The following is a 20907-nucleotide window of genomic DNA, read 5'->3' as shown; positions in this document are numbered from 1 at the left end:
GGTGACTATGATTGATGAGGTTATTGGCGTGTCACTACCTCATCTTGAACGTGACAGAATGCTTATGGGAGACCCTGATGGCTGGGTGTCTAAGCCCTTCTGGACAACTATGCGCGATAATATACCGATTGACTCGTAACCTATTGCTTGTTTATGCAACAAGTTTTATTTTAAATACTTTGTATTTGCGCCATGGAGGAAGATTCAATGGATTACTTGTCAGCAGTGATTCTGTTCGCTGTTTCGTCTTCGATTACCCCCGGACCGAATAATATTATGGTCATGACTTCTGGGGTCAATTTTGGTGTAAAGAAGACCTTACCACTACTGGCAGGGATCTGCATGGGTTTTACCATCATGCTGTTAATTTTGGGAGCGGGCTTTTCCACGGTGTTTGAGTTGTTCCCTAACCTCCATTTTGTGATCAAGTGTTTTGGCGTCCTTTACTTACTCTACCTTGCCTACTTAATCGCTACCTCAAGTGGTGCAATTCAATCTGACAGCCAGAGCAAGCCATTGACCTTTATGAATGGTGCGTTGTTTCAGTGGGTAAACGGCAAGGCTTGGGTCGTGGCGATGGGAGCGATAGCGGCTTTCACCACTACAGGCACCGATTTGCTGATGCAGAATATGATGATTGCGGCGACTTTTTTGCTGGTTTCGTTTCCTTGTGTGGCGATATGGCTTGGCTTTGGCTCGCTGCTTAAGAATGTACTTAATACACCACGACGCCGTTTGCTCTTTAATCTTTGTATGGCGAGCTTGTTGGTGTTGTCTATCGTCCCTGTAATCAGCGAGATAATTGAGCAAGTTATTGCTTAACAGATGACGACTCGAAACGCCTAATCGGCGACGGGGTTTTATTCGCCAGCAACCGATATGGATATTGGCGAGTAGTTCAGGCAGATATTGTCAACGTGTTTAGTTACGTAGGCTCAGATACCACCATAACAAAGGGGCGAGCAGGGCCAGTTCGATGCCGACATAAAGCCATTGCTTGATTAGAGAGCCGTCCAGCATGATACCGATAAGCCGAGCGACTAATAGGCCAAACATCATTGAGGCTCCTGTAGCGGCGAGCGTTGGTAACCATGGTGTCAGCTCATGGTGAAACAACAGCAGTGTACCTAAGCCAATGATCAGGCCCCACCATATCCGACGCTCGATGGCTGCAAAGGTGTTATCGGGAATCGGTTTGCTGCTAATTAGTTCTGGATTGACGACTAGTACCACGCCGACAATCAATAGCAATATCCCGGTCAACTTGAGTAGTAGGCTTGATTCTATCATCCGTTTGGCTCCTCAAAACGACCAGTTTAGAGACGTTTTTTGCTCAGATAGTGTCCAAAGTTCGCGCGCCATGCTTTGGTCTAATGCGATCCTATCAAGTTTACATTCTCCTACCGGACCTACCGTATCGGCGCGCTTAGTTGGACCATAAAGGGTGTTCAAGCTCAAGCCTTGCTCGGTTGCACACATGATCTCTGGCCATGCGCCTTTTTCTGCTGATTGCGCGATAACGCGTGAAAGCACTAACCAGAGCGCTTTATTAAAGCGACTGGCCGTATCCTTCAACAGATTGGTTCTTGAGGCGCCAGGGTGACAGACGTGCACCTGAACCGGTTTTCCCGCCGCTTGGATTCGGCGCTGCAACTCATAAGCAAACATCATTTGTGCAAGTTTGCTTTGGGCATACGCGTTCCAAGCGGTGTAATGATGGTCAAAGTTTAGGTCATTAAACTGAATCTTTTTCAGTCCCATCTTGTAGGCATTACTGCCCACGACAACGATACGACCCTGCGATGCCTCTATGCGTTCAAACAAGAGGCCACAGAGCAGAAAATGGCCGAGATGATTAACCCCTAACTGGCTTTCAAAACCGTCTTTGGTCAGTTCCTGTTTGGCAACTTGGGCGATGGCACCATTACATAGCAGGGCATCGATGTGCGATACGTGAGCTAGGATTTGCTTCGCTGCGCTGCGCACAGAGTCTAAATCAGCCAAGTCGATTGCGATAAAACTCACATCGATGGCGTCACCCAATTGCTCTCTTAGACTATCGATAGCGGCGGCTGATTTGCTTGGGTTGCGGTTAAGCATAACCACTTTAGCGCCTTTTGATAGCAGGATACGTGAGGCCTCAAAGCCCGCACCACTATTTGCTCCCGTGATAAGGTAGGTCTTACCCTCAAGGGAATCGATGCGTTCTGGTGTCCAACCTGTGATGGCGACTTGCTTAGTTGTCATAGTTTAAACCTCTTTCATCATGCTACTGCTAAGGCTGGCGCACGTTCACTTGCCAGCCACTCTCAGGGGGAGTATCGTTGACGGGATGTACTATAACGCTCGGGGTGGGTGGAAAGTAGGCGTATTTGTCGCTAATTTTTGCCTATTTGTATCAATACTAGAATTTGAACCAAGATATGACAATGGCACAACCGATGATAAAGCAGTTGATTGAAAGCAAAATGGAACAGGATGGGTGGGTAGAGACTGGCATTCACGGGGTGCGGCTATTTCGTGTGACGCAGCCCATTCCTTGTGTTCCTGCGGTTTATGAGCCGATGGTAATTGCGATAGTCAATGGAAGCAAAGAGGCCATCGTCGATGGTAAACGGCACTTCTATGATCGCCGACAGTATTTGTCCTGCTCGGTATCGATGCCGGTCGAGGCAGGAACGCCACAGGCATGCCCTGAATCGCCTTTGCTTGGTGTGTCAATCGCGATAGAGACTAATGTGATGAGGGAGCTGGTCGTCGAGTTCGAGCGCCATGCTGGAGTTACAAAATCAGACACAAAGGGTGAACTCCCCGAAGGGCTCGCTTTAGCGAGCTGGGATACTTGTTTTACTGATGCGCTGTTGCGTGTATTAGAGCTGGTTGACGCTCCACTCGACAGTGCCATTTTGGCACAGAGTCGTTTACGAGAGTTGTATTATGCAATCCTTAAAGGCGAGGGTGGGGCAACGTTTAGGCGAGCATTTGGGATCGGTAATGAAATCGCCCGCTCGATTGAGTATCTCTCATCCCACATTGGTGACAATGTCACAATAGAGCAATTGGCATCACAAGTGAGTATGAGTCGAGCGGTGTTCCACCGTAAATTTAAACAGGCAACCATGATGTCGCCGATCCAATTTATAAAATCAATGCGCCTTAACCATGCTGCCATCAAGATTGTGGGTGGCATGACAGTGAGTGCAGCCGCTCTGAGCGTCGGTTATGTCAGCTCTTCTCAATTTAGCCGTGAGTTTAAGCGTCTATATGGTCAATCACCGAAGCAATGGGCACAATCGCAGCAGCCAGTGGCAGATATGGCCTAAGTCGCTTTCTGGGGCTGAGCAATCGTCACTTTTCGGATTAAGTACTCAGGATAATATGAGAACAGATTGGGTCAATTTAGTTATCTAGACCTTGATACATATCCTCCGTTAAAGGGACGGGAACATCCTCGGGATCCCAGCCGGCCCCCAGTGCCTTGTAGAGGCTGACGGTGTTAAGTTGGGCGCTGAGCTCGGTCGTGATCAAGGTTTGCTGTGCGCTGTAATACGAGCGCTGAGAGTCGAGCACGTTAAAATAGTCATCCACCCCTTCGTTAAATCTTAGCTCAGACAGGCGAAAACTTTCTTCGTAGGCATCGACCAACATTTGCTGCCCCTCAATCTGATCATCAAAAGTGGCTTGGTTGCTGAGTGCATCGGCGACCTCTTGGAAGGCGGTTTGGATGGCCCTTTGGTAGTTGTTAACCGCGATTTTCTGATCGGTCGCAGCGATATCAGAGTTTCTCGCTCGAGCGTCCCAATCAAAAATGGGCAAGGAAATGCTTGGGGTAAAGATCCATGAGCGGCTATCCCCAGAGAAAAGATCGTCGAGGTCAGCGCTGAGTAATCCGCCGCTGGTAGTCAAAGAAATAGTTGGAAAATACGCCGCTCTTGCCGCGCCAATATTTGCATTGGCTGCCTTGAGCTGATGTTCTGCCTGCAGCACGTCAGGTCGGTTAAGTAAGATTTGTGAGGGCAAACCAACCGATAAGCTGCGAAACTCTGTGCCTTGCTCACTGTTTGGCAGCAGCTCATCGGGGATAGGTGCGCCGACCAAGAGATTTAGTGCGTTTATATCAACATTCACCTGACTGGTAAATCTCGCCACATCGACTCTAGAGGTGGCGACAGTGGTCTTGGCCTGTGCCACATCAAGGCCCGAGGCCACGCCGTTTTCGAAACTGGTTTGGGTTAGTTTGAGCGAATTTTGCTGTGAGATCAGGGTCTCTTTGGCGAGTGCAAGTAACCGCCGGTCAGATTCAAGCGTTAAATAGGCTTGGATAACATTGCTAATTAAGGTTATTTGGGTGTTCCTACGTCCTTCGATAGTGGCCAGGTAATCTTCGAGTGCTTGTTGCTCAAGGCTGTAAACTCGTCCCCAAAAATCCAGCTCATAACTACTGAGGCCAATATTAAGATTTTGCGTGCGTGAGATGGAAGAATCACCGCCAGTAAAGTTTTCCGATAGCCGCTGGTTGGCGCTTGATGCGTCTAGCCCAATCGATGGATAGCGCGTGGCTCGGCTTAAACCAAGTTGAGCCTCTGCACGGACGATATTAAGCAGTGCTTCGTTGAGGTCTTTATTGTTTTCGAGCGACATCTCAACCAGCGTTTGCAGATCGGTATTATTCACAAACGCACGCCAGTTTAAGGGCTGAGCTTCTTCGTAGCCGAGCTCGTTAACTGGCCAGTTATTACTTACCGGAAACTCAGGCTGGGAATACTCAGGGATAAAATTGGTGCATCCAGAGAGCGCGAGTGTCAGGGAAACAACTTTAACCGATGTCTTCATTAGACTGACTCCTCTTGCCGAGCGCTCTCCACTTGATGCTTGGTCTTGCCTGCAAATAAGCGCTCGACCACAACAAAAAATAAAGGCACAAATAACACCCCGAGCAAGGTTGCGGTGATCACCCCACCAACGACACCGGTACCGACCGCATTTTGTGCGCCGGAGCCAGCACCCGAGCTAATGGCTAAAGGGACAACTCCCATACCAAAGGCGAGTGAGGTCATTAAAATTGGCCGCAAGCGGATACGCGCAGCCTTGAGCGCCGCTTGGATGAGATCTTCTCCTGCTTCATAGTAGCTCTTAGCAAACTCGACAATCATAATGGCGTTCTTAGAGCCAAGTCCAATGGTGGTAAGCAAGCCAACTTGAAAGTAGACGTCGTTTTCTAAGCCAAATAGCTCAGTGGCACTCACTGCGCCTAAGATTCCGAGTGGAATGATCAGGATCACCGAGAAGGGCACTGCCCAGTCTTCGTAGAGAGCAGCGAGACAAAGAAAAACAATCAAAATAGAGAGGGCATAGAGGAGGGGCGCTTGTCCGCCGGAAACCCGCTCTTGATAAGACATCCCAGTCCACTCTATGCCGACCCCCGGTGGCAGCTCGCCAATAATGCGCTCCACCTCGGCCATTGCATCCCCGGTACTCACACCAGCGACTGGCTCACCGACGATTTCGACCGCCGATACCCCGTTGTAACGCTCAAGACGTGGTGAGCCGTATTGCCACTCGCCCTCAGCAAAGACCCGCATTGCGACCATCTCACCAGCGTCATTACGCACTTTCCACTCCATAATGTTCTCAGGTGTCATCCGATACGGTGTCAGTGCTTGAGCATAGACTTTTTTGATCCGGCCACGATCGACAAAATCATTGATATAACTACTACCAAATGCCGTGCCTATGGTGGCGTTGATATCACCAATCGCTACGCCTAAAGCCCGCGCTTTGAGCTGATCGATTTCTAAGTGATAGAGCGGCGTATCGCTAAGACCATTAGGCCGCACCGCGGTGAGTAGTGGGCTTTGATTCGCTGTGCCGAGCAACTGACCTTGGATCGCCATCAACTGCTCATGCCCCACACCCGCGCGGTCTTGCATAAAGAAGTTGAAACCGGTGGCATTACCCAGCTCCATGATCGCAGGTGGTGCGAAGGCAAACACCGCCGCCTCGGTGATCTGCTGAAAATAGCCCATCGCACGGCCGATGATCGCTGTGACATGCGACTGTGGGGTTTGTCGGTCGTCCCAGTCCTTTAGGTTGATAAACATCATCCCGGTATTGGCGCCAGAGCCAGCAAAGCTAAAACCAGCGACCGAAAAGACGGATTCGATATTGTCTTGCTCTTGATTCAGATAGAAGCTCTCGACTTTCTCGAGCACCGCCAAGGTCTGCTCTTGGGTAGCCCCACTCGGCAACTGGACCATGGTCATCATCGAACCCTGATCTTCATCGGGTAAAAAGCCGGTCGGCAGGCGGACAAACAGAATGCCGACAATGGCAATGATGGCAACATAGATCAGCATAAAGCGCACCGCGCGGTGGGAAATAAAATCCACCATTGCCACATAACGGTCGGTTAAGCGGTGAAAATGGCGGTTAAACCAACCGGCGAAGCCTCTGTTTTTCGCCTCTTCATTATGAGTAAGCAGACTGATACATAGTGTTGGGGTGAGAATAATAGCCACCAATACCGACAGTGCAACTGCGGTTACTATGGTGATCGAGAACTGACGATAGATGGCACCGACTGACCCGGCAAAGAACGCCATTGGGATAAATACTGCGCACAACACCATACCGATACCAATCAAAGCACTGGTGTGATCTCCTCCATGGACTTGATGGTGGCGGCCCTAGCATCAAGGTGCTCCTCTGCCATGATCCGCTCAACATTCTCGACTACTACAATGGCATCATCCACCAATAGGCCGATGGCCAGCACCATGGCAAACATCGTTAAGGTATTAATCGAATAGCCAAGCGAGAGCAGCACCGCAAAGGTGCCCAAGATCACGATAGGCACTGCGATTGTGGGAATAAAGGTGGCGCGCAGGTTTTGCAAAAACAGCAGCATGACCAAGAAAACCAACACTACTGCTTCGATCAGCGTATGTACCACACCCTCGATTGAGATCTCGATAAATGGCGTGGTGTCATAGGGATAAGCGACCTTGAGACCAGGGGGGAAAAAGGGCTCAAGTTCATTGATTTTTGCTCGCACCGCCTCGGCAGTATCGAGGGCGTTTTTCCCGGTAGCAAGGCTGACAGACATCCCGGCGGCGGCGAGTTGATTATACGCCGACACGGAGCTATAGCTGGATGCGCCAAGCTCCACATTCGCTACATCCTCCAGAAGAACTTGCGAGCCATCACTGTCGACTTTGAGCAGGATTTGTCGAAATTCGGTCACGGTTTGTAAGCGCGACTGCGCTGTGATGGTTGCGGTGAGTTGAGCGCCCAAAGTCGCTGGCGCAGCGCCCATTTGACCGGCGGAAACCTGCGCATTTTGCTCTTGCACAGCGGCAATCACATCTGCCGGCATAAGTTTGTAACTCTCAAGCTTGTAAGGATCGAGCCAGATACGCATCGCATACTCTGCGCCGAACAGTTGGGTCTGACCGACACCGTCGACCCGGCTCAGTGGGTCAAGAATGTTGCTTGAGATATAATCTCCGAGATCGATATCTGTCATGCTGCCATCCTCGGAAACAAACGCCAGTACCATCAAAAATGAGCTACTGGCTTTCTCGACATTGACGCCTTGTGCTTGAACTTCCGTAGGTAGCAGCGGAGTGGCCGCCTGGAGCTTGTTTTGCACCTGTACTTGGGCGATATCTGGGTCAGTCTCTGCAGAAAAGGTGAGGGTAATTGAGATGTTACCAAACGAGTCAGAAGTGGATTTAAAATACAGCAAATTATCCAAGCCAGTCATTTGTTGTTCAATGACTTGGGTGACTGAGTCCTCAGCGGTTTTGGCTGACGCGCCAGGGTAGAAAGCGGTTATCTGAATCGAAGGCGGGGCAATGGTTGGGTATTGCGCTACCGGCAGATTGAGCAACGCCAGCAGTCCTGCCAGCATAACCATGATCGCCAACACCCAAGCGAAAACTGGGCGATTAATAAAAAAGAGCGCCATAGTGAGTTACCTGTTATTGGTCTTGTTGGGAGATGTCATAGGTGTTGGTCAGGGTCATGTCTGGCCGTATAAACTGTAGACCGACTGCGACGACTTTATCACCGGAGTTCAACCCTTCGGTGATCAGCCATTGATTGTTGATAAGCTTGTCGGCTGAAACGGTGCGAATATTGACCACATCATTGTCGTCAATGACCCACACCTGTGCACTGCCTTGCGGCGTGCGTGACACGGCTTTCGCTGGTACCAAGATCGCATCATTGGTGACACCTTTGGGCAGGGTCGCACGGACAAACATACCCGGCAGCAGAATGTTGTCTGGATTGGGGAAGGAAACGCGCAGAACAAAAGCCCCAGTTGATTCACTGATATTGACGTCAGAGAACAAGATGGTGCCTTTGTGTTCATAGTAAGAGCCATCTTCAAGGGTTAGTTGAATATTGGTTAAATCTTGCTCTGAGCGAGAAAAGTCACCTGCTTGTAGCGCGCGTCGAAAGGCCAACAGCTCGTTGCTTGATGCGGTGAGATCCACGTACATCGGATCATAGGTTTGAACCGTGGCAAGCGGCTCAGCTTGGTTGGCGGTGACCAAAGCTCCTTCCGTTACACTTGAGCGACCAATGCGCCCAGAAATAGGGGAGATAACCTTGGTGTAATCAAGATTGATCTGCGCTGCATCGATAGAGGCTTGAGCTGTGGCCACATCCGATTGCGCTTGCTGCAGGCTGGCAACTGCATCGTCGTAGTCCTGGCGAGATACCGCATTTTCACGTACTAACCTTTCATAACGTTTGGCGCGGTTACTGGCGGTGGCGAGATTTGCTCTGGCGCGCTTTAGGTCTGCCTTGGCACTGTTTAGCGTGACTTGGAAAGAGTCGGAGTCAATCTGGTAAAGCGGCTGACCTTTGTCGATAAACGCCCCTTCTTGAAACAATTGACTGACCAGGATCCCTCCAACTTGGGGGCGGACTTCGGCTTTAAATGAAGCCAAGGTTCGCCCCGGCATATTGTTGGTTAACTCAAGCGGCTGTGCGTTGACGACGGTGTAACCAATAGCGGGAGCTGGGGGAGCGGCGGCAGGGGATTGGGATTGATGACCATCGCATCCAAAGAGGAATATCAACGATGCGAGTACTAGCTGAAAAACTGGTTTGGTGCTCATAGGCCCCCCTTAGCGACTAAATTCAAGTATAGACAGGAATCTTGATAACAATATCAGCAGTGATTTTGATGCTTGATGGAGGAGGGGGAGAGGCGTTGTTTTACAGCAGTGATAAAGGTGATAGTACGGTGGAGAAGGTGAAGGGTTACAAAAAGGCAGAGAGGAAGCCAAGGCTTCCTCTCAATTTCATTCTAGACAAATACTAGTGTAGTGAAATTAGTTAACCGCGATGTAGCCTTGCTGTTCAACGATTGCTTGAGCCTCGTCAGACAGCATCCAGTCGAGAAACTGCTGGGTGTTCGCTGCAGGCTTACCCTTGTACAGAACTTGGAACGGGCGAGCAACTTTGTAGGTGCCATTTTTTACGTTTTCAACGGTCGCAGTCGCGCCGTCTACGCTGACTGCATGCACGGACGAGTCGACGCTACCAAGTGAGATGTAGCTGATCGCATAAGGGTTTTGTGCTGCCATGGTTTTTGAATGGCCATTACCATTGGTTACTTGAGCGTGCTGCGAAATGGCAGAGACTTTCTGACCATTGATTTTCTTCGTCAGGCTCATGATCTCCTCAAACGCGCCTCGTGTGCCGGATGCGGTATCGCGGGTTACGGCGACGATAGGTTTGTCTGCGCCACCGACTTCTTTCCAGTTTTTGATCTCGCCGGCGTAGATGTCGTGGATTTGTTTTGCCGTTAGAGACTGAACGTTGTTTGCTGGGTTAACAACAATCGCAATACCATCGCGTGCAATCACTTCTGTATGCAAGTCAGCTTCTTGTTCTGAAGACTTGAGTTCACGTGAGGCCATACCAAGGTCTGCAGTTTGGCTTTTCGCCGCGCGCACGCCAGCCGATGAGCCAGGGCCTTGTACTTCGATAAACAGTTCTGGGTGCGCTTTTTGATAGGTTTCACCAAATACTTCCATCAGTGGTGATACTGAGCTTGAGCCAACAACCGATAGAGTTTCCTGAGCCATCGATGTACCCGTTTGTGTTGCAATAATCAGCGCTGCGCCTAGAAGATATTTTTTCATTTCTAATGTCCATATTATGTAAGTAAATGTAACAAATAGAAATGGTAATTGCGCTTTATTTCAAATTGATGTCAATTAAATCGACTTAAGTGAAGTTTGATCTTGATCAGGTGTGACTAACAATTTACGTCACGATGTGGGTGACAATACTTAGTAAAATTAACGTGTTAGGATAGAGCTCATTGAGCAAATTCGATGCTCGGTATGACTTCAATCCGTGAACTCAAGACAAGGAAATATCAGTCATGGGAATTTGATTTGGCATTCGGTAAGAAAAAAGGGAAGTAGCAAACTTCCCTTTTATAGATAGGATTAATGGTAATTTTTTTCGGTAAAAAGATCGGCGACACACTCTTTTTCTAGTGCACCTTTTAAGTTGCCTTCTTCGTCGACGACAGGTAGCGAGTAATCAGAAGAAATCGTATCGGTCAGCACCTCTTCGATAACAGAGTCTGGCGAAATGGTTGGCACCTCTTCATATAAGCTCGGCTCAATCGTCTCAATAGCGGTGTTCTCGGCCGCTTCATTGAGGCTCTCTTCAGTGATCACGCCTTGATAGCCCTCTTCAGTCACGTGATAAGCATAATCGTGCTTAGTGCGCTTCATTTGTGCTTGAGCTTCGGCGATGCTGGTGGTCGTGATACGCATAGAAGGCTTTTTCATCACATTTTCCACCGTCAGCGCACGGGCCCGGTTGACGTCCTTAATGAATGCTTCAACATACTCGGTGGCTGGATTGAGTAGGATGCTGTCTGGCGTGCCCTGCTGCACCATTTCTCCATCTTTGAGGATAGCGATTCGATCGCCAAGGCGCAGTGCTTCATCAAGGTCATGGGTAATAAAAATAATGGTTTTGTGCAGCTTTTCTTGCAGCTCAATCAGCTGATCTTGCATTTCACTGCGGATAAGAGGGTCGAGGGCCGAGAAGGCCTCATCCATCAGCAAGATTTCTGCGTTAGTGCATAAAGCGCGCGCCAATCCGACACGCTGTTGTTGTCCGCCCGACAGCTGCGAGGGGTATTGTTGCTCATAGCCTTTGAGTCCTACCGTGTCCATCCACTCTTGAGCGATACCTAAGCGTTTAGTTTTGTCGACCTTTTGGATCTCTAACCCGTAGGCGACATTATCGAGAACTTTACGATGCGGCAGTAGGCCAAAGCGTTGAAAAACCATCGACATTTTTTGTTGGCGAAACTTCTCTAGCTCTTTTGCCGAGAGGTGCATGATATCATTGCCTTCAACATCAATTTGACCGGCTGTCGGGTCAATCAAGCGGTTAAAATGGCGAATTAGGGTCGACTTTCCAGAGCCAGATAGCCCCATAATCACGAAGATCTCCCCTTTGAAAATCTCCAAGTTAATGTCCTTCAAGCCTACCGTATGAGCGGTTTCCTCTAGGACTTGGTCTTTGGTTTTGCCTGTTTTGACTAGCGGCAAGATCTTTTGTGGCGTTGGGCCAAAGATCTTGTACAACCCGGTAATCTTGATCAGTGGCTTAGTCATGGTGCTGATTCCCTAAATACGCTTGAGTTCGTTTCGCATACGCCTGAGAGGCGCGATCAAAGAGTATTGCCAGTGCAACAATAGCAAAGCCATTGAGCAGCCCAAGAGTAAAGTATTGGTTGGTAATTGAACGCAGTACTGGCTGCCCCAGTCCCTTGACGCCAATCATGGAGGCAATAACCACCATGGATAGCGACATCATAATGGTCTGGTTAATACCTGCCATGATGGTAGGCATCGCCAAGGGTAACTGAACCCCCGTCAGTCGCTGCCACTTACTCGCACCAAAGGCGGTTGCCGCCTCCATAACTTCTTTATCAACCAGTCTGATCCCAAGATTAGTGAGACGAATTACGGGTGGAATCGCGTAGATGATAACGGCGATAAGACCGGGGATCTTACCAATCCCCAACAGCATCACCACTGGGATCAGGTAGACGAACGCAGGCATGGTTTGCATAATATCTAGGATTGGGGTGACGAAAGCTTGGACACGATCTGAACGCGCCATCGCAACACCGATCGGAATACCGATGACAATCGCAAGTAAGGTACAGACAGTAATGATGCTCAGGGTACGCATCGTGTCATCCCACATGCCGAAGTATCCAATGAGCAGCAGTGATACCACGCAGGCTATCGAGAGCTTGATAGAGCGACTAGCGACGTAAACAAGGCCAGTACAGGCAATCAAGACAAGCCACCAAGGTGTACTGAGGAGCGTTTTTTCAAACCAAACCAAAAAGGTAAGAAGCGGGTCGAATAGGGACTCGATAAAGTCGCCATACTCACGAGAAAATTCTTTATAGGCACCATCTAAGGTCTTGCGTATCCCACGCAACGTCGAGCGTTCCATCTCGGGAAAACTCGTTAACCAACTACTACTGGCCATTATAAAATCCTATGGTAATCCCAAGCCACAGCTAGGTGAGGCTTGGGAAAATAATTTAAAAGGGTAGGTTAAAGCTGATCAGCTACTTTTTGTGCAACCGCTTCTGGCAGCCAGGCTTTCCAGATTGACGGATAGTTTTCAAGCACATGGTACATCGCATCTTCAGAATCAGCTTGCTCGTCTTCCATCCAAGCCAACAGGCTATTCATCTGCGCATTAGTGAAGCTACGCTTGGCTAGGTACTCCATGACCATCGGGTTTTGAGTTGAGAAGTCAGTGACGACATAGGTTTTCACTGGGGAGGCTGGGTACATGCTTACGGTAGGCTCAGCACAATCTTCGTTGCTGATACAATCCAGGAACGCTTGCTCGTCCACTCCCGTGCCGAAGTCCACTTTGACCATCTCATATTTTCCCAAGATGGCGGTTGGTGCCCAGTAATAACCAAACCAGCCCTCTTCGCGCTCATAGGCCTTGGCAATGATACCCGATTGTCCCGCTGCTGAGCCTGGGTCAATCAGCTCAAAGCCAGCTTGCTCAAGCTCAAGCGCTTCAAAGAGATTGCTTGATGAGATCTGGCATCCCCAGCCTGCAGGACAACCGTAGAATGCAGAGAGAGAGGGATTTTCGGGGTGACGGAACAGTTTGGCGTGTTTTTTCACCCCTTCAATTGTGCTCAGCTCAGGGTATTGCTCGACCATGTAGGCCGGAACCCAGAATGCCTCTTCCCCCCCATCAGAGAGCGACTCACCGACATAGGCAATTCGTCCTTCTTCAACGCCGGCTTCAATTAGGTCTGGCACCGCATTGGTCCACATTTCCGGAGCAATATCAGGTTGTCCTTTTTCAACCATTGAGGTTGCTGTTGGCATGGTATCACCAGGGACTAATTCAGAGTCACAGCCATAGCCGTGTTCAAGGATAAATCGGTCAAGGTTGGCGATAACGCTGGCTGAGTTCCAGTTCATATCGGCGATGGTCACAGAGCCACATTCATTGGCGTGCGCCGTGGTGGTCGCTGCAAGAGCGAGAAGTGCCAAATTCCATTTCATATTACATTTCTTCCTAAGATTAATAATTGATTGCTAACTAAAGCATACAAAATATTTACTTAGACCTCAAACTAGTTATTAACCACGCCTTCGATAGTATTTGAAATCAGTCTTGAGTTATATCACACTTTTAATTAGCGAGTGCTGACTTAAGTTACTGATAATAATGAACTAAGTTAGTTGGAAAGGGCGTGTTATAAGCGAAGTAAACTCCAATCAAAGGCATGAAATTCGTTTTAACTCTAAATTAATTGTTTGGCATAGTTTTGCGCACTTTGTATGGGCTACAAAACCATCGACCGAGAGTGGTTTGTATACACAGCAAAAAAAGCTGAGTGTTAAATTTGCCAGAGGCGAGTGGTTGCCGAGCTAGGGTTGTGACTAAAGTGTATATTTGAGTTGTAAGCCCTCTTGATAGAGAGCTTAAGCTAGCACTAATTTACTCAGAGGCAGGGTTTACTATGAGATAGGGTTTTACTGTGAGGTATGGTTTGGATCGGTGATGTTACCGAGCTCCAACACCGGCGCCGCATCGTAACGCTCTGCATTCATCATGCTGGCCAAGCGTTGTACAGACGAGAGCAGCAAAGTTTGCTCCCATTCTTGGAGGTTTTGGAATTCATTGATGAAGTGATCTTGCAGCGGCATTGGTGCTGAGTCGAGCAGTTGTAGGCCTTTGTCCGTGAGGCTAGCGTGGACTTTACGTTTATCGGTGGTACTGCGCATGCGGACCACTAATTGGTTGCGCTCTAGTCGGTCTAAGATAATTGTCGTCGTCGCAGAGCTCATGTTGGTGTGCTCTGCCAACTGACGAAGATTGACGTCTCCTAACTCTCTAATCGCGCGCATTAGGATCAGTTGTGGCCCTGTCAATCCTGCTTCTTTACTGAGTTTTTTTGAGTGCAGATCGATGGCTCGAATAATTTGTCTCACCGAGACTAGGACCTCTTCGTGTTTTTCCAAAGTCAGACCTTTGTGCTGTATGAACATGAGCCAGAAGTTAACTGACTTTTGGTCGGTTTAAAAGAGCAACTGATCAGTTTTGTCGGGTGAAAGCCTTTTTCTATATCAGATAAACAGCTAAAAAACGCGATCTATCTCAAGAGAAATGAAAAGCTGAAGTGGATTTGGCATCACTTAAAAACCCTGTCCCGTTGCTACGGAGTCGGCCACTAGCGACAATCAGCACAGATCGCTTTGTTTTCATTATCACTAGAAATCAATCGACAAAGGTAGGGCGTTAGGCTTCGTGGTTTTGGCTGACTCCCTTGGCAGGCAAGATAAAGCCGATTGCGAGTGGTGCGAGATTGAGTATGAAAAGCCGAATAACGTGGTTAATCATTACAAAGGCCGGTGACATAGCAAACGTCAAGGCTATAGTGGTCATGGCCTCGACGTTTCCAGGCACCCAGGCAAGAATAAGTACTGGCCAATCGATACCCAACAGATAGCTAGCGACGAAGGCAGTTAAAATCGTTACCGAGACACTTAAGCTCGTGACAATAAGTCCTGCTCTGGCGTAACGCCATGCCTCAGCTATCTTTACTGCGGTTAGTTTTATACCGATCACTGCACCTAAAATGGCGGTTGATACCTCAAGCAAAAAGCCAGGTACGACCAATTGAGCGTGGTCAAACATCGAGCCAAAACCGATTGCGACGGTGAGTGAACAAACCAAGAATGGCGCTGGAATATTCAGCTTGTCTGCGGCCCATCCACAGAGCAAGGCAACGACAGTGACTAGGCAAAGCCAAGCCCAATCGACAGGCAACTCAGTGGCTAACTGTGGTTCAGTGGCAACCCCTTGCGGCACGACATTGAGTGAAATCACCGCCGCAAGGCAAACCAAAAGCACTAAACGGACAGAATGCGCAAAGATGACTTTCGGTGAGGGGGTGTGGTAGCGCCCAGATAGGGAGAGTAGCGCCGACAGTGCGCCGGGAATAGCGCCCATCAAGCTGTCACCGAGAGACCATTTTTCAGCGCGATACAGCCAAAAGAATCCTAGGCTAATTTGTATCGATAGGCACACTAGCAATCCAAGGAAGACGGGAACACTGATGGTGTCGACTATGGTAGAGAGGCTAGCAATTGAGCCGACACCAAGTCCGAGAATCAATTGGATAACGATAATCGAGCCCTTTGGCAATGTCATTGGTTGGACTAGTTTAGGTCTGCCTTGTTCTAACCGTTTACTATTTAGGGTGTTTATCAGTTGAGCGACCAAGCCAACGAAGAGAATAGAGCCAAACAAGCTTCCCATAGGAAGGCCGCTCACTTTGCCGATTAACGCCCCCAACGTGGTTGAAAACACCGTTATCCACATCGTACCCGTACCCCGTATCATTGATCACAAGGCTAGAGTACCACTATGTAAGCTTCTGGCGTAAATGAATTTTATACTCTTTAAGTGGTTAACGAAGGCGCACAAGTTACGCCCAATGCTAAAATCTTGAGCTGATCAGCATGCCAATGAACACGTTGCGTTTGCGAGATTGATAAAGGCAATTTAATTTGAAGGCTCAGCATAAATCTTTGTTTTGATGATGTTTTTAGTATTAAGTAATTACTAAAAAATTAAAAATATTTTGATCTATCACGTAAACTTGGAATCAACATCTCAGTGTAGTGAATGGTCGATAAAAAATGAGATCTAGATCTTTTATTTGCAATAAATTCGCTTTAATTTCATAGCCTTACATTTTGGTAATGTATCAGTATTACCGTTTGGTATTTTGTATATTTAAGGTGTCATTATGCAACAGTCACAGTTTCCAGAGCTCGATGCTCTAGTATCACAGGTCAAACATGCACAAGAGCAATTCGCTACCTATACACAACAGCAAGTTGACGAAATTTTTCGCGCTGCGGCGCTAGCAGCGTATCAAGCCAGTGCACATTTGGCCGAGCAAGCAGTTGAAGAGTCTGGAATGGGCATCGTCCATGACAAGATCATTAAGAATCAGTTTGCATCTGAGTACGTGTACGATCAGTACAAGAATGAAAAAACCTGTGACATCATCGAAGAGAACAAGCTTCACAACTCGATGACTATTGCCGATCCTGTCGGGGTGATTTGTGGCGTGATCCCAACCACCAACCCAACCTCAACCGCCATCTTTAAGTCACTCATTTCTCTAAAAACGCGTAATGGCATCATCTTTTCACCCCACCCAAGAGCAAAAGAGTCGACCAATCGTGCGGCGCGCGTGGTGCTCGAAGCAGCGGTAGCGGCGGGAGCACCTGAGGGGATTATTGGCTGGGTAGACCAACCATCGCTCGAATTGTCGAATGCCTTGATGACGCACAAAGATATTAGCTTGATTCTCGCCACTGGTGGCCCGGGGATGGTGAAGGCGGCTTACTCATCGGGCAAGCCAGCCCTGGGGGTTGGCGCGGGTAATGTGCCGGTTGTGATTGATGAGTCAGCCGATGTTGAGCATGCAGTCGAGTCAATCATCAAGTCGAAAACCTTTGACAATGGTGTGGTGTGCGCGTCAGAGCAGGCGGCTATTGTAGTAGCGAGCGCTTATGATAAGGTTAAGATAGCATTGACTAAGCACCAATGTTACCTACTGGATGCCGATGAAGCAGAGAAGGTACGCGGAGTATTACGCGTTGAAGGTCACCTGAATCCAAATGTCGTTGGCCAATCTGCTTACCAAATTGCGCGCATGGCAGACATTGATGTTACACCTGAGACAAGAGTATTGGTTGGTGAGGGGCTTGGCAAAGTCTGTTCTGCCGATGCGTTTGCACACGAGAAACTCTCGCCGACCCTAGGACTATTTAAAGCCGATAACTTTGAAGATGCCGTCGACCAGGCAATTGGCATGGTAGAACTCGGTGGTATTGGTCATACGTCGGGCCTTTATACCAATGAAAACACCCACCCTGAACGAGTACGTTACTTTGGTAAGAAACTAAAAACTGTGCGTATTTTGGTTAACACCCCAACATCTCAGGGCGCGATTGGTGGGATTTACAATACTATTATTCCGCCATCATTGACACTGGGTTGTGGCACTTGGGGTGGTAACTCGATCTCCGAAAACGTCGGTCCTAAACACCTTATCAATCGTAAAATTGTTGCCTCACCACTCGAGGAGCGCTTAGTGCAACAGCAGGTGGCGAACTCGCCATTCGATATTGAAGAGGAAGTCGTTCGCAGCGGTACTGAAGGATAGTTTAAACAAGAGGCGAGAAGCGAGATCGCGTTGCTGCGAGAGGCGAGAGGAGTTTGACTTCAGCTTCTCGCCCGTATTTAGTCACCGCAGCTTTGGTTAGGTTTGCGGTGGCACGGCTCAAATCCCCTTTAAACTATACTGTTATTTTGAACTATGTCTTGGTCGAGGACGTAAACAGGCGTTATTCATCTTGGGCGGGGAGCACAAGCGCGGCAATATTTTTTTGCTAAGCGCTTATTAGCCTTCTAACTTAATGATAATACGAAGTAATTTAGCGCATTTGTTTATACGACCAGATAACGGGACGACAGTAATGGCACTTCCTACTCATATGTACCATCCGACTATCCGCCTTAGTGGTGATAGTTGCCAGGCAAAACGCGACGAGATCAAAGCCTACTTCCAACAGACCTATAACCTCTACGAGTCCTTGTTCGAGACCATCGCGAATGATGAAGCGTACTATGTTAAAGCGGAGCCTCTGCGCCATCCGTTGGTGTTTTATTTTGGCCACACGGCGTGCTTTTTTATTAATAAACTCAAGCTCGCGCAACAGATTACACAAAGAGTCAATCCTGCATTTGAGTCAATGTTTGCAATTGGGGTCGACGAAATGTCTTGGGATGATCTTGATGAGCGTAATTACGACTGGCCGAGCGTTGATGAGGTTAGGCAGTATCGCGACCAAGTTCGAGAAGTCGTTAACACGGTTATCGACACCATGCCGCTCAGTCTGCCGATAACGCAAAGCGACCCCGCTTGGGTGATTTTAATGGGTATTGAGCATGAGCGTATTCATCTTGAGACCTCGTCGGTGATCATTCGCCAGTTGCCACTAGAGTCAGTGGTTAGCCACGATGCTTGGAGAGCCTGCGATACTTCTGGACCTGCGCCAATTAATCAGTTGGTCTCGATTGATGCAGCCGATATAACGCTTGGCAAGGCTGAGAGTGATGACACTTATGGCTGGGATAACGAGTTCGGCCAACTTGATGTGCATGTGCCCGAGTTCCAAACCAGTCAATACTTGGTCAGTAATCAAGAGTTCTTGCAGTTTGTTGAGGCGCAAGGCTACCAGAGTGCAAAATATTGGGATGAAGAGGGCCAGCAGTGGCTTGACTTTACACAAGCCAAAATGCCGCGATTTTGGCGCTACCGAGATGGGCAGTATTGGCAACGTAATTTGACCCAAGAGGTGCCTCTGCCGATGAATTGGCCGGTTGAGGTCAATCAACTCGAAGCACAAGCTTTTTGCCGCTGGAAAGCGGAGCAGCTTGGCCAAACGGTGCGTCTTCCTGCAGAGAGCGAATGGTATGTCTTGCGCCAACGCGTTGATGGCGATGGTGTCGATTGGCATCAGGCACCAGGAAACATCGCTTTGAACCACTTTGCGTCTTCCGCTCCTGTTGATCAGTTCGAACATCAGGGTGTGTATGATGTTGTGGGCAATGTCTGGCAATGGACGCAAACGCCAATCGATGGGTTGAACGGTTTTGACGTTCACCCCCTTTATGATGACTTCTCAACGCCGACGTTTGATGGCAAACACAACCTGATCAAGGGCGGGTCATGGATCTCAACGGGTAATGAAGCTCAGCAATTCTCACGCTACGCCTTCCGCCGCCATTTTTATCAGCATGCGGGCCTGCGTTATGTGGTGTCAGACCAAGAGCCTCAGGCGCAAAAATCGGTCAATGTGTATGAGACTGATGAGCTGGTCTCTCAATACCTCGAGTTTCATTATGGCAAGCGCTACTTTAACGTTGATAACTTCTCTGTCAGTTTGGTCGAGCAGATCCTATCAGCGCATAATTTTACCAATAGAGCCAAGGCGCTCGACCTTGGATGCTCTGTCGGGCGGGCAAGTTTTGAATTGGCTAAACATTTTGAGAAAGTCGATGGGATTGATTTCTCTGCGCGCTTTATCCAGCAGGCTTACGCTTTGAGTGAGCGGGGGCATACTCGCTATACGATTCCTACCGAGGGTGATTTGGTTGAGTTTAAAGCGGTGAATCTAAACGAGCTTGGGTATGGTAAAACAGAGTGTGAGCGTATCCACTTTGCCCAAGGTGATGCGTGTAATCTTAAGCCCCAATTTAGTGATTATGACCTCGTCTTGGCCGCTAACTTAATCGACCGATTGAGTGACCCCCACAAGTTCTTGGACCTGATTTACCAGAGGCTTAACCAGGGCGGCATCTTGGCTATCGCTTCGCCTTATACTTGGCTTGAGGAGTACACGCCGAAACAAAATTGGGTAGGGGGTATCAAGATCAACGGCGAGAATCAAACCACACTAGAGGGCTTGACCGAGGCTCTTCACCCGAGTTTTGTGTTGGTGAGTGTCATAGACGTACCGTTTGTGATCCGCGAAACTCAACGCAAATTCCAACACACTATCTCACAGTTGTCGATCTGGCAAAAACGCTGATACTTTCGCTAGCTTGTCAAATACACCACAATGCGCAAAACGCATTGTGGTGTGCCTAAAACAACATGTCACGCTTCGAAGCCAATCTCGCCAGCCCTGTTTTGTATCCCAAGGTTAACTACCTAATTAGATAGTGCGTATGGTCAGCCTCTATGTAGCAGAATATGGCTTGGCAATGACTATCTGCACAGCAAGTCGACAAACTCAAAATCGGCATACTTCTTCAAAACCTTGAGTTCAAATTTAACATCGGGCTCTTCCGTGACATCGAAAATAAACCCCATCAACTTTTCTGTTTCCCCATCACGGCGATTAACATGAACAATATCCCGAATCCATCGATAGCTGCCGTCATCAGCGAGTGCGCGGAACGTTGCCTCGTGGTCGATGCCAAACAGTGATTGACTAGTACAAAAATCCACGACTTGTTCTCTCTCATCTGGGTGAATTCGTTCAGCCCAACTGTAGACATCGACCCAGGATTGGCTTGGCCAGCCAAGAATCTGCTCGATCATCGGTCCCATCAAGGTGAACTGTTTATTTTCCCAATTTAATTCCCACGGCGCCCCGGAAAAGAGATTGGGTAAGACTTCAGAGAAACATTCTAATTCGGAATCTGACATCATTGAGGTCTCCAAGTGATGTGTGTGCTAATAACAGCATGCTAGGACACAGAAAA

15 protein-coding genes and 2 pseudogenes are annotated in these 20907 nt (G+C 48.6%); 5 read left to right on the top strand and 12 right to left on the bottom strand.

Annotated features, from left to right (window positions below; translation table 11 throughout):
* Window positions 1–7: 7 nt before the first annotated feature.
* Window positions 8–139: a hypothetical protein gene (locus tag ACZ5R2_RS11205; protein ID WP_464899458.1), complete on the top strand. Its 132-nt coding sequence runs from the start codon at window positions 8–10 to the stop codon at window positions 137–139.
* A 68-nt stretch (window positions 140–207) separates the two neighbouring features.
* Window positions 208–822: a LysE family translocator gene (locus tag ACZ5R2_RS11200; protein WP_464899457.1), complete on the top strand. Its 615-nt coding sequence runs from the start codon at window positions 208–210 to the stop codon at window positions 820–822.
* A 99-nt stretch (window positions 823–921) separates the two neighbouring features.
* On the opposite strand, the gene ACZ5R2_RS11195 is transcribed toward ACZ5R2_RS11200, so the two are convergent.
* Complete coding sequence (locus ACZ5R2_RS11195; RefSeq protein WP_464899456.1) at window positions 922–1290, bottom strand: DUF4345 family protein; 369 nt, start codon at window positions 1288–1290, stop codon at window positions 922–924.
* A 12-nt stretch (window positions 1291–1302) separates the two neighbouring features.
* Entirely contained in the window at window positions 1303–2247 is a 945-nt protein-coding gene (locus ACZ5R2_RS11190; RefSeq protein WP_464899455.1) for an SDR family oxidoreductase, read from the bottom strand.
* Window positions 2248–2423: 176 nt separating this feature from the next.
* On the opposite strand from ACZ5R2_RS11190, the gene ACZ5R2_RS11185 reads away from it, so the two are divergent.
* Window positions 2424–3323: an AraC family transcriptional regulator gene (locus tag ACZ5R2_RS11185; protein ID WP_464899454.1), complete on the top strand. Its 900-nt coding sequence runs from the start codon at window positions 2424–2426 to the stop codon at window positions 3321–3323.
* A 76-nt stretch (window positions 3324–3399) separates the two neighbouring features.
* Here the strand turns inward: ACZ5R2_RS11185 and ACZ5R2_RS11180 are convergent, their stop codons facing one another.
* The 9 genes and pseudogenes from ACZ5R2_RS11180 to ACZ5R2_RS11140 all read right to left on the bottom strand — a co-directional run bounded on the left by ACZ5R2_RS11180 (window position 3400) and on the right by ACZ5R2_RS11140 (window position 15936).
* Window positions 3400–4833 (bottom strand): efflux transporter outer membrane subunit, encoded by a 1434-nt coding sequence (locus ACZ5R2_RS11180; RefSeq protein WP_464899453.1) that lies wholly within the window; start codon window positions 4831–4833, stop codon window positions 3400–3402.
* Window positions 4833–7969, bottom strand: a pseudogene (locus tag ACZ5R2_RS11175) (efflux RND transporter permease subunit). Before ACZ5R2_RS11175 ends, ACZ5R2_RS11180 begins: the two are co-directional and overlap by 1 nt.
* Before the next feature lie 13 nt (window positions 7970–7982).
* On the bottom strand, window positions 7983–9131 hold the full coding sequence (locus tag ACZ5R2_RS11170) for an efflux RND transporter periplasmic adaptor subunit (protein WP_464899452.1): 1149 nt from the start codon (window positions 9129–9131) through the stop codon (window positions 7983–7985).
* Between the two features lie 216 nt (window positions 9132–9347).
* Complete coding sequence (locus tag ACZ5R2_RS11165; protein WP_464899451.1) at window positions 9348–10163, bottom strand: phosphate ABC transporter substrate-binding protein; 816 nt, start codon at window positions 10161–10163, stop codon at window positions 9348–9350.
* 312 nt (window positions 10164–10475) lie between these two features.
* Entirely contained in the window at window positions 10476–11666 is a 1191-nt protein-coding gene (locus ACZ5R2_RS11160) for a quaternary amine ABC transporter ATP-binding protein (RefSeq protein ID WP_464899450.1), read from the bottom strand.
* The gene (locus ACZ5R2_RS11155; RefSeq protein WP_464899449.1) at window positions 11659–12558 is read right to left on the bottom strand and encodes an ABC transporter permease; all 900 of its coding nucleotides are present in this window, start codon (window positions 12556–12558) and stop codon (window positions 11659–11661) included. Before ACZ5R2_RS11155 ends, ACZ5R2_RS11160 begins: the two co-directional genes overlap by 8 nt.
* Window positions 12559–12626: 68 nt before the next feature.
* The gene (locus tag ACZ5R2_RS11150) at window positions 12627–13610 is read right to left on the bottom strand and encodes an ABC transporter substrate-binding protein (protein WP_464899448.1); all 984 of its coding nucleotides are present in this window, start codon (window positions 13608–13610) and stop codon (window positions 12627–12629) included.
* A 474-nt stretch (window positions 13611–14084) separates the two neighbouring features.
* Window positions 14085–14573, bottom strand: a complete 489-nt coding sequence (locus tag ACZ5R2_RS11145; protein ID WP_464902359.1) for a MarR family winged helix-turn-helix transcriptional regulator — start codon at window positions 14571–14573, stop codon at window positions 14085–14087.
* Window positions 14574–14850: 277 nt separating this feature from the next.
* A complete protein-coding gene (locus ACZ5R2_RS11140; RefSeq protein WP_464919414.1) occupies window positions 14851–15936 on the bottom strand; it encodes an AbrB family transcriptional regulator in 1086 nt (361 codons plus the stop codon).
* 430 nt (window positions 15937–16366) lie between these two features.
* Here ACZ5R2_RS11140 and ACZ5R2_RS11135 point away from each other — a divergent pair.
* Together ACZ5R2_RS11135 and ovoA are read left to right on the top strand one after the other, a co-directional pair.
* Window positions 16367–17725 (top strand): annotated as a pseudogene (locus ACZ5R2_RS11135) (aldehyde dehydrogenase family protein); the annotation flags it as partial.
* Between the two features lie 385 nt (window positions 17726–18110).
* Window positions 18111–20228 (top strand): 5-histidylcysteine sulfoxide synthase, encoded by a 2118-nt coding sequence (gene ovoA, locus ACZ5R2_RS11130; protein WP_464899446.1) that lies wholly within the window; start codon window positions 18111–18113, stop codon window positions 20226–20228.
* Between the two features lie 179 nt (window positions 20229–20407).
* Here the strand turns inward: ovoA and ACZ5R2_RS11125 are convergent, their stop codons facing one another.
* Window positions 20408–20854, bottom strand: a complete 447-nt coding sequence (locus ACZ5R2_RS11125; RefSeq protein ID WP_464899445.1) for a PAS domain-containing protein — start codon at window positions 20852–20854, stop codon at window positions 20408–20410.
* Window positions 20855–20907: the final 53 nt, after the last annotated feature.

The sequence above is a fragment of the Vibrio sabulosilitoris genome (assembly GCF_055391395.1).
The sequence above is the reverse complement of the archived record's forward strand: the minus strand, read 5'-3'. Positions and strand labels throughout refer to the sequence as shown.

Bases quoted from the DNA above. Each gene is read 5' to 3' on its own strand.
- ACZ5R2_RS11180 (WP_464899453.1), bottom strand. From the start codon at position 4,833: ATGAAGACATCGGTTAAAGTTGTTTCCCTGACACTCGCGCTCTCTGGA.
- ACZ5R2_RS11160 (WP_464899450.1), bottom strand. From the start codon at position 11,666: ATGACTAAGCCACTGATCAAGATTACCGGGTTGTACAAGATCTTTGGC.
- ACZ5R2_RS11195 (WP_464899456.1), bottom strand. From the start codon at position 1,290: ATGATAGAATCAAGCCTACTACTCAAGTTGACCGGGATATTGCTATTG.
- ACZ5R2_RS11185 (WP_464899454.1), top strand. From the start codon at position 2,424: ATGACAATGGCACAACCGATGATAAAGCAGTTGATTGAAAGCAAAATG.
- ACZ5R2_RS11170 (WP_464899452.1), bottom strand. From the start codon at position 9,131: ATGAGCACCAAACCAGTTTTTCAGCTAGTACTCGCATCGTTGATATTC.
- ACZ5R2_RS11205 (WP_464899458.1), top strand. From the start codon at position 8: ATGATTGATGAGGTTATTGGCGTGTCACTACCTCATCTTGAACGTGAC.
- ACZ5R2_RS11125 (WP_464899445.1), bottom strand. From the start codon at position 20,854: ATGATGTCAGATTCCGAATTAGAATGTTTCTCTGAAGTCTTACCCAAT.
- ACZ5R2_RS11200 (WP_464899457.1), top strand. From the start codon at position 208: ATGGATTACTTGTCAGCAGTGATTCTGTTCGCTGTTTCGTCTTCGATT.
- ACZ5R2_RS11140 (WP_464919414.1), bottom strand. From the start codon at position 15,936: ATGTGGATAACGGTGTTTTCAACCACGTTGGGGGCGTTAATCGGCAAA.
- ovoA (WP_464899446.1), top strand. From the start codon at position 18,111: ATGGCACTTCCTACTCATATGTACCATCCGACTATCCGCCTTAGTGGT.
- ACZ5R2_RS11155 (WP_464899449.1), bottom strand. From the start codon at position 12,558: ATGGCCAGTAGTAGTTGGTTAACGAGTTTTCCCGAGATGGAACGCTCG.
- ACZ5R2_RS11190 (WP_464899455.1), bottom strand. From the start codon at position 2,247: ATGACAACTAAGCAAGTCGCCATCACAGGTTGGACACCAGAACGCATC.
- ACZ5R2_RS11150 (WP_464899448.1), bottom strand. From the start codon at position 13,610: ATGAAATGGAATTTGGCACTTCTCGCTCTTGCAGCGACCACCACGGCG.
- ACZ5R2_RS11165 (WP_464899451.1), bottom strand. From the start codon at position 10,163: ATGAAAAAATATCTTCTAGGCGCAGCGCTGATTATTGCAACACAAACG.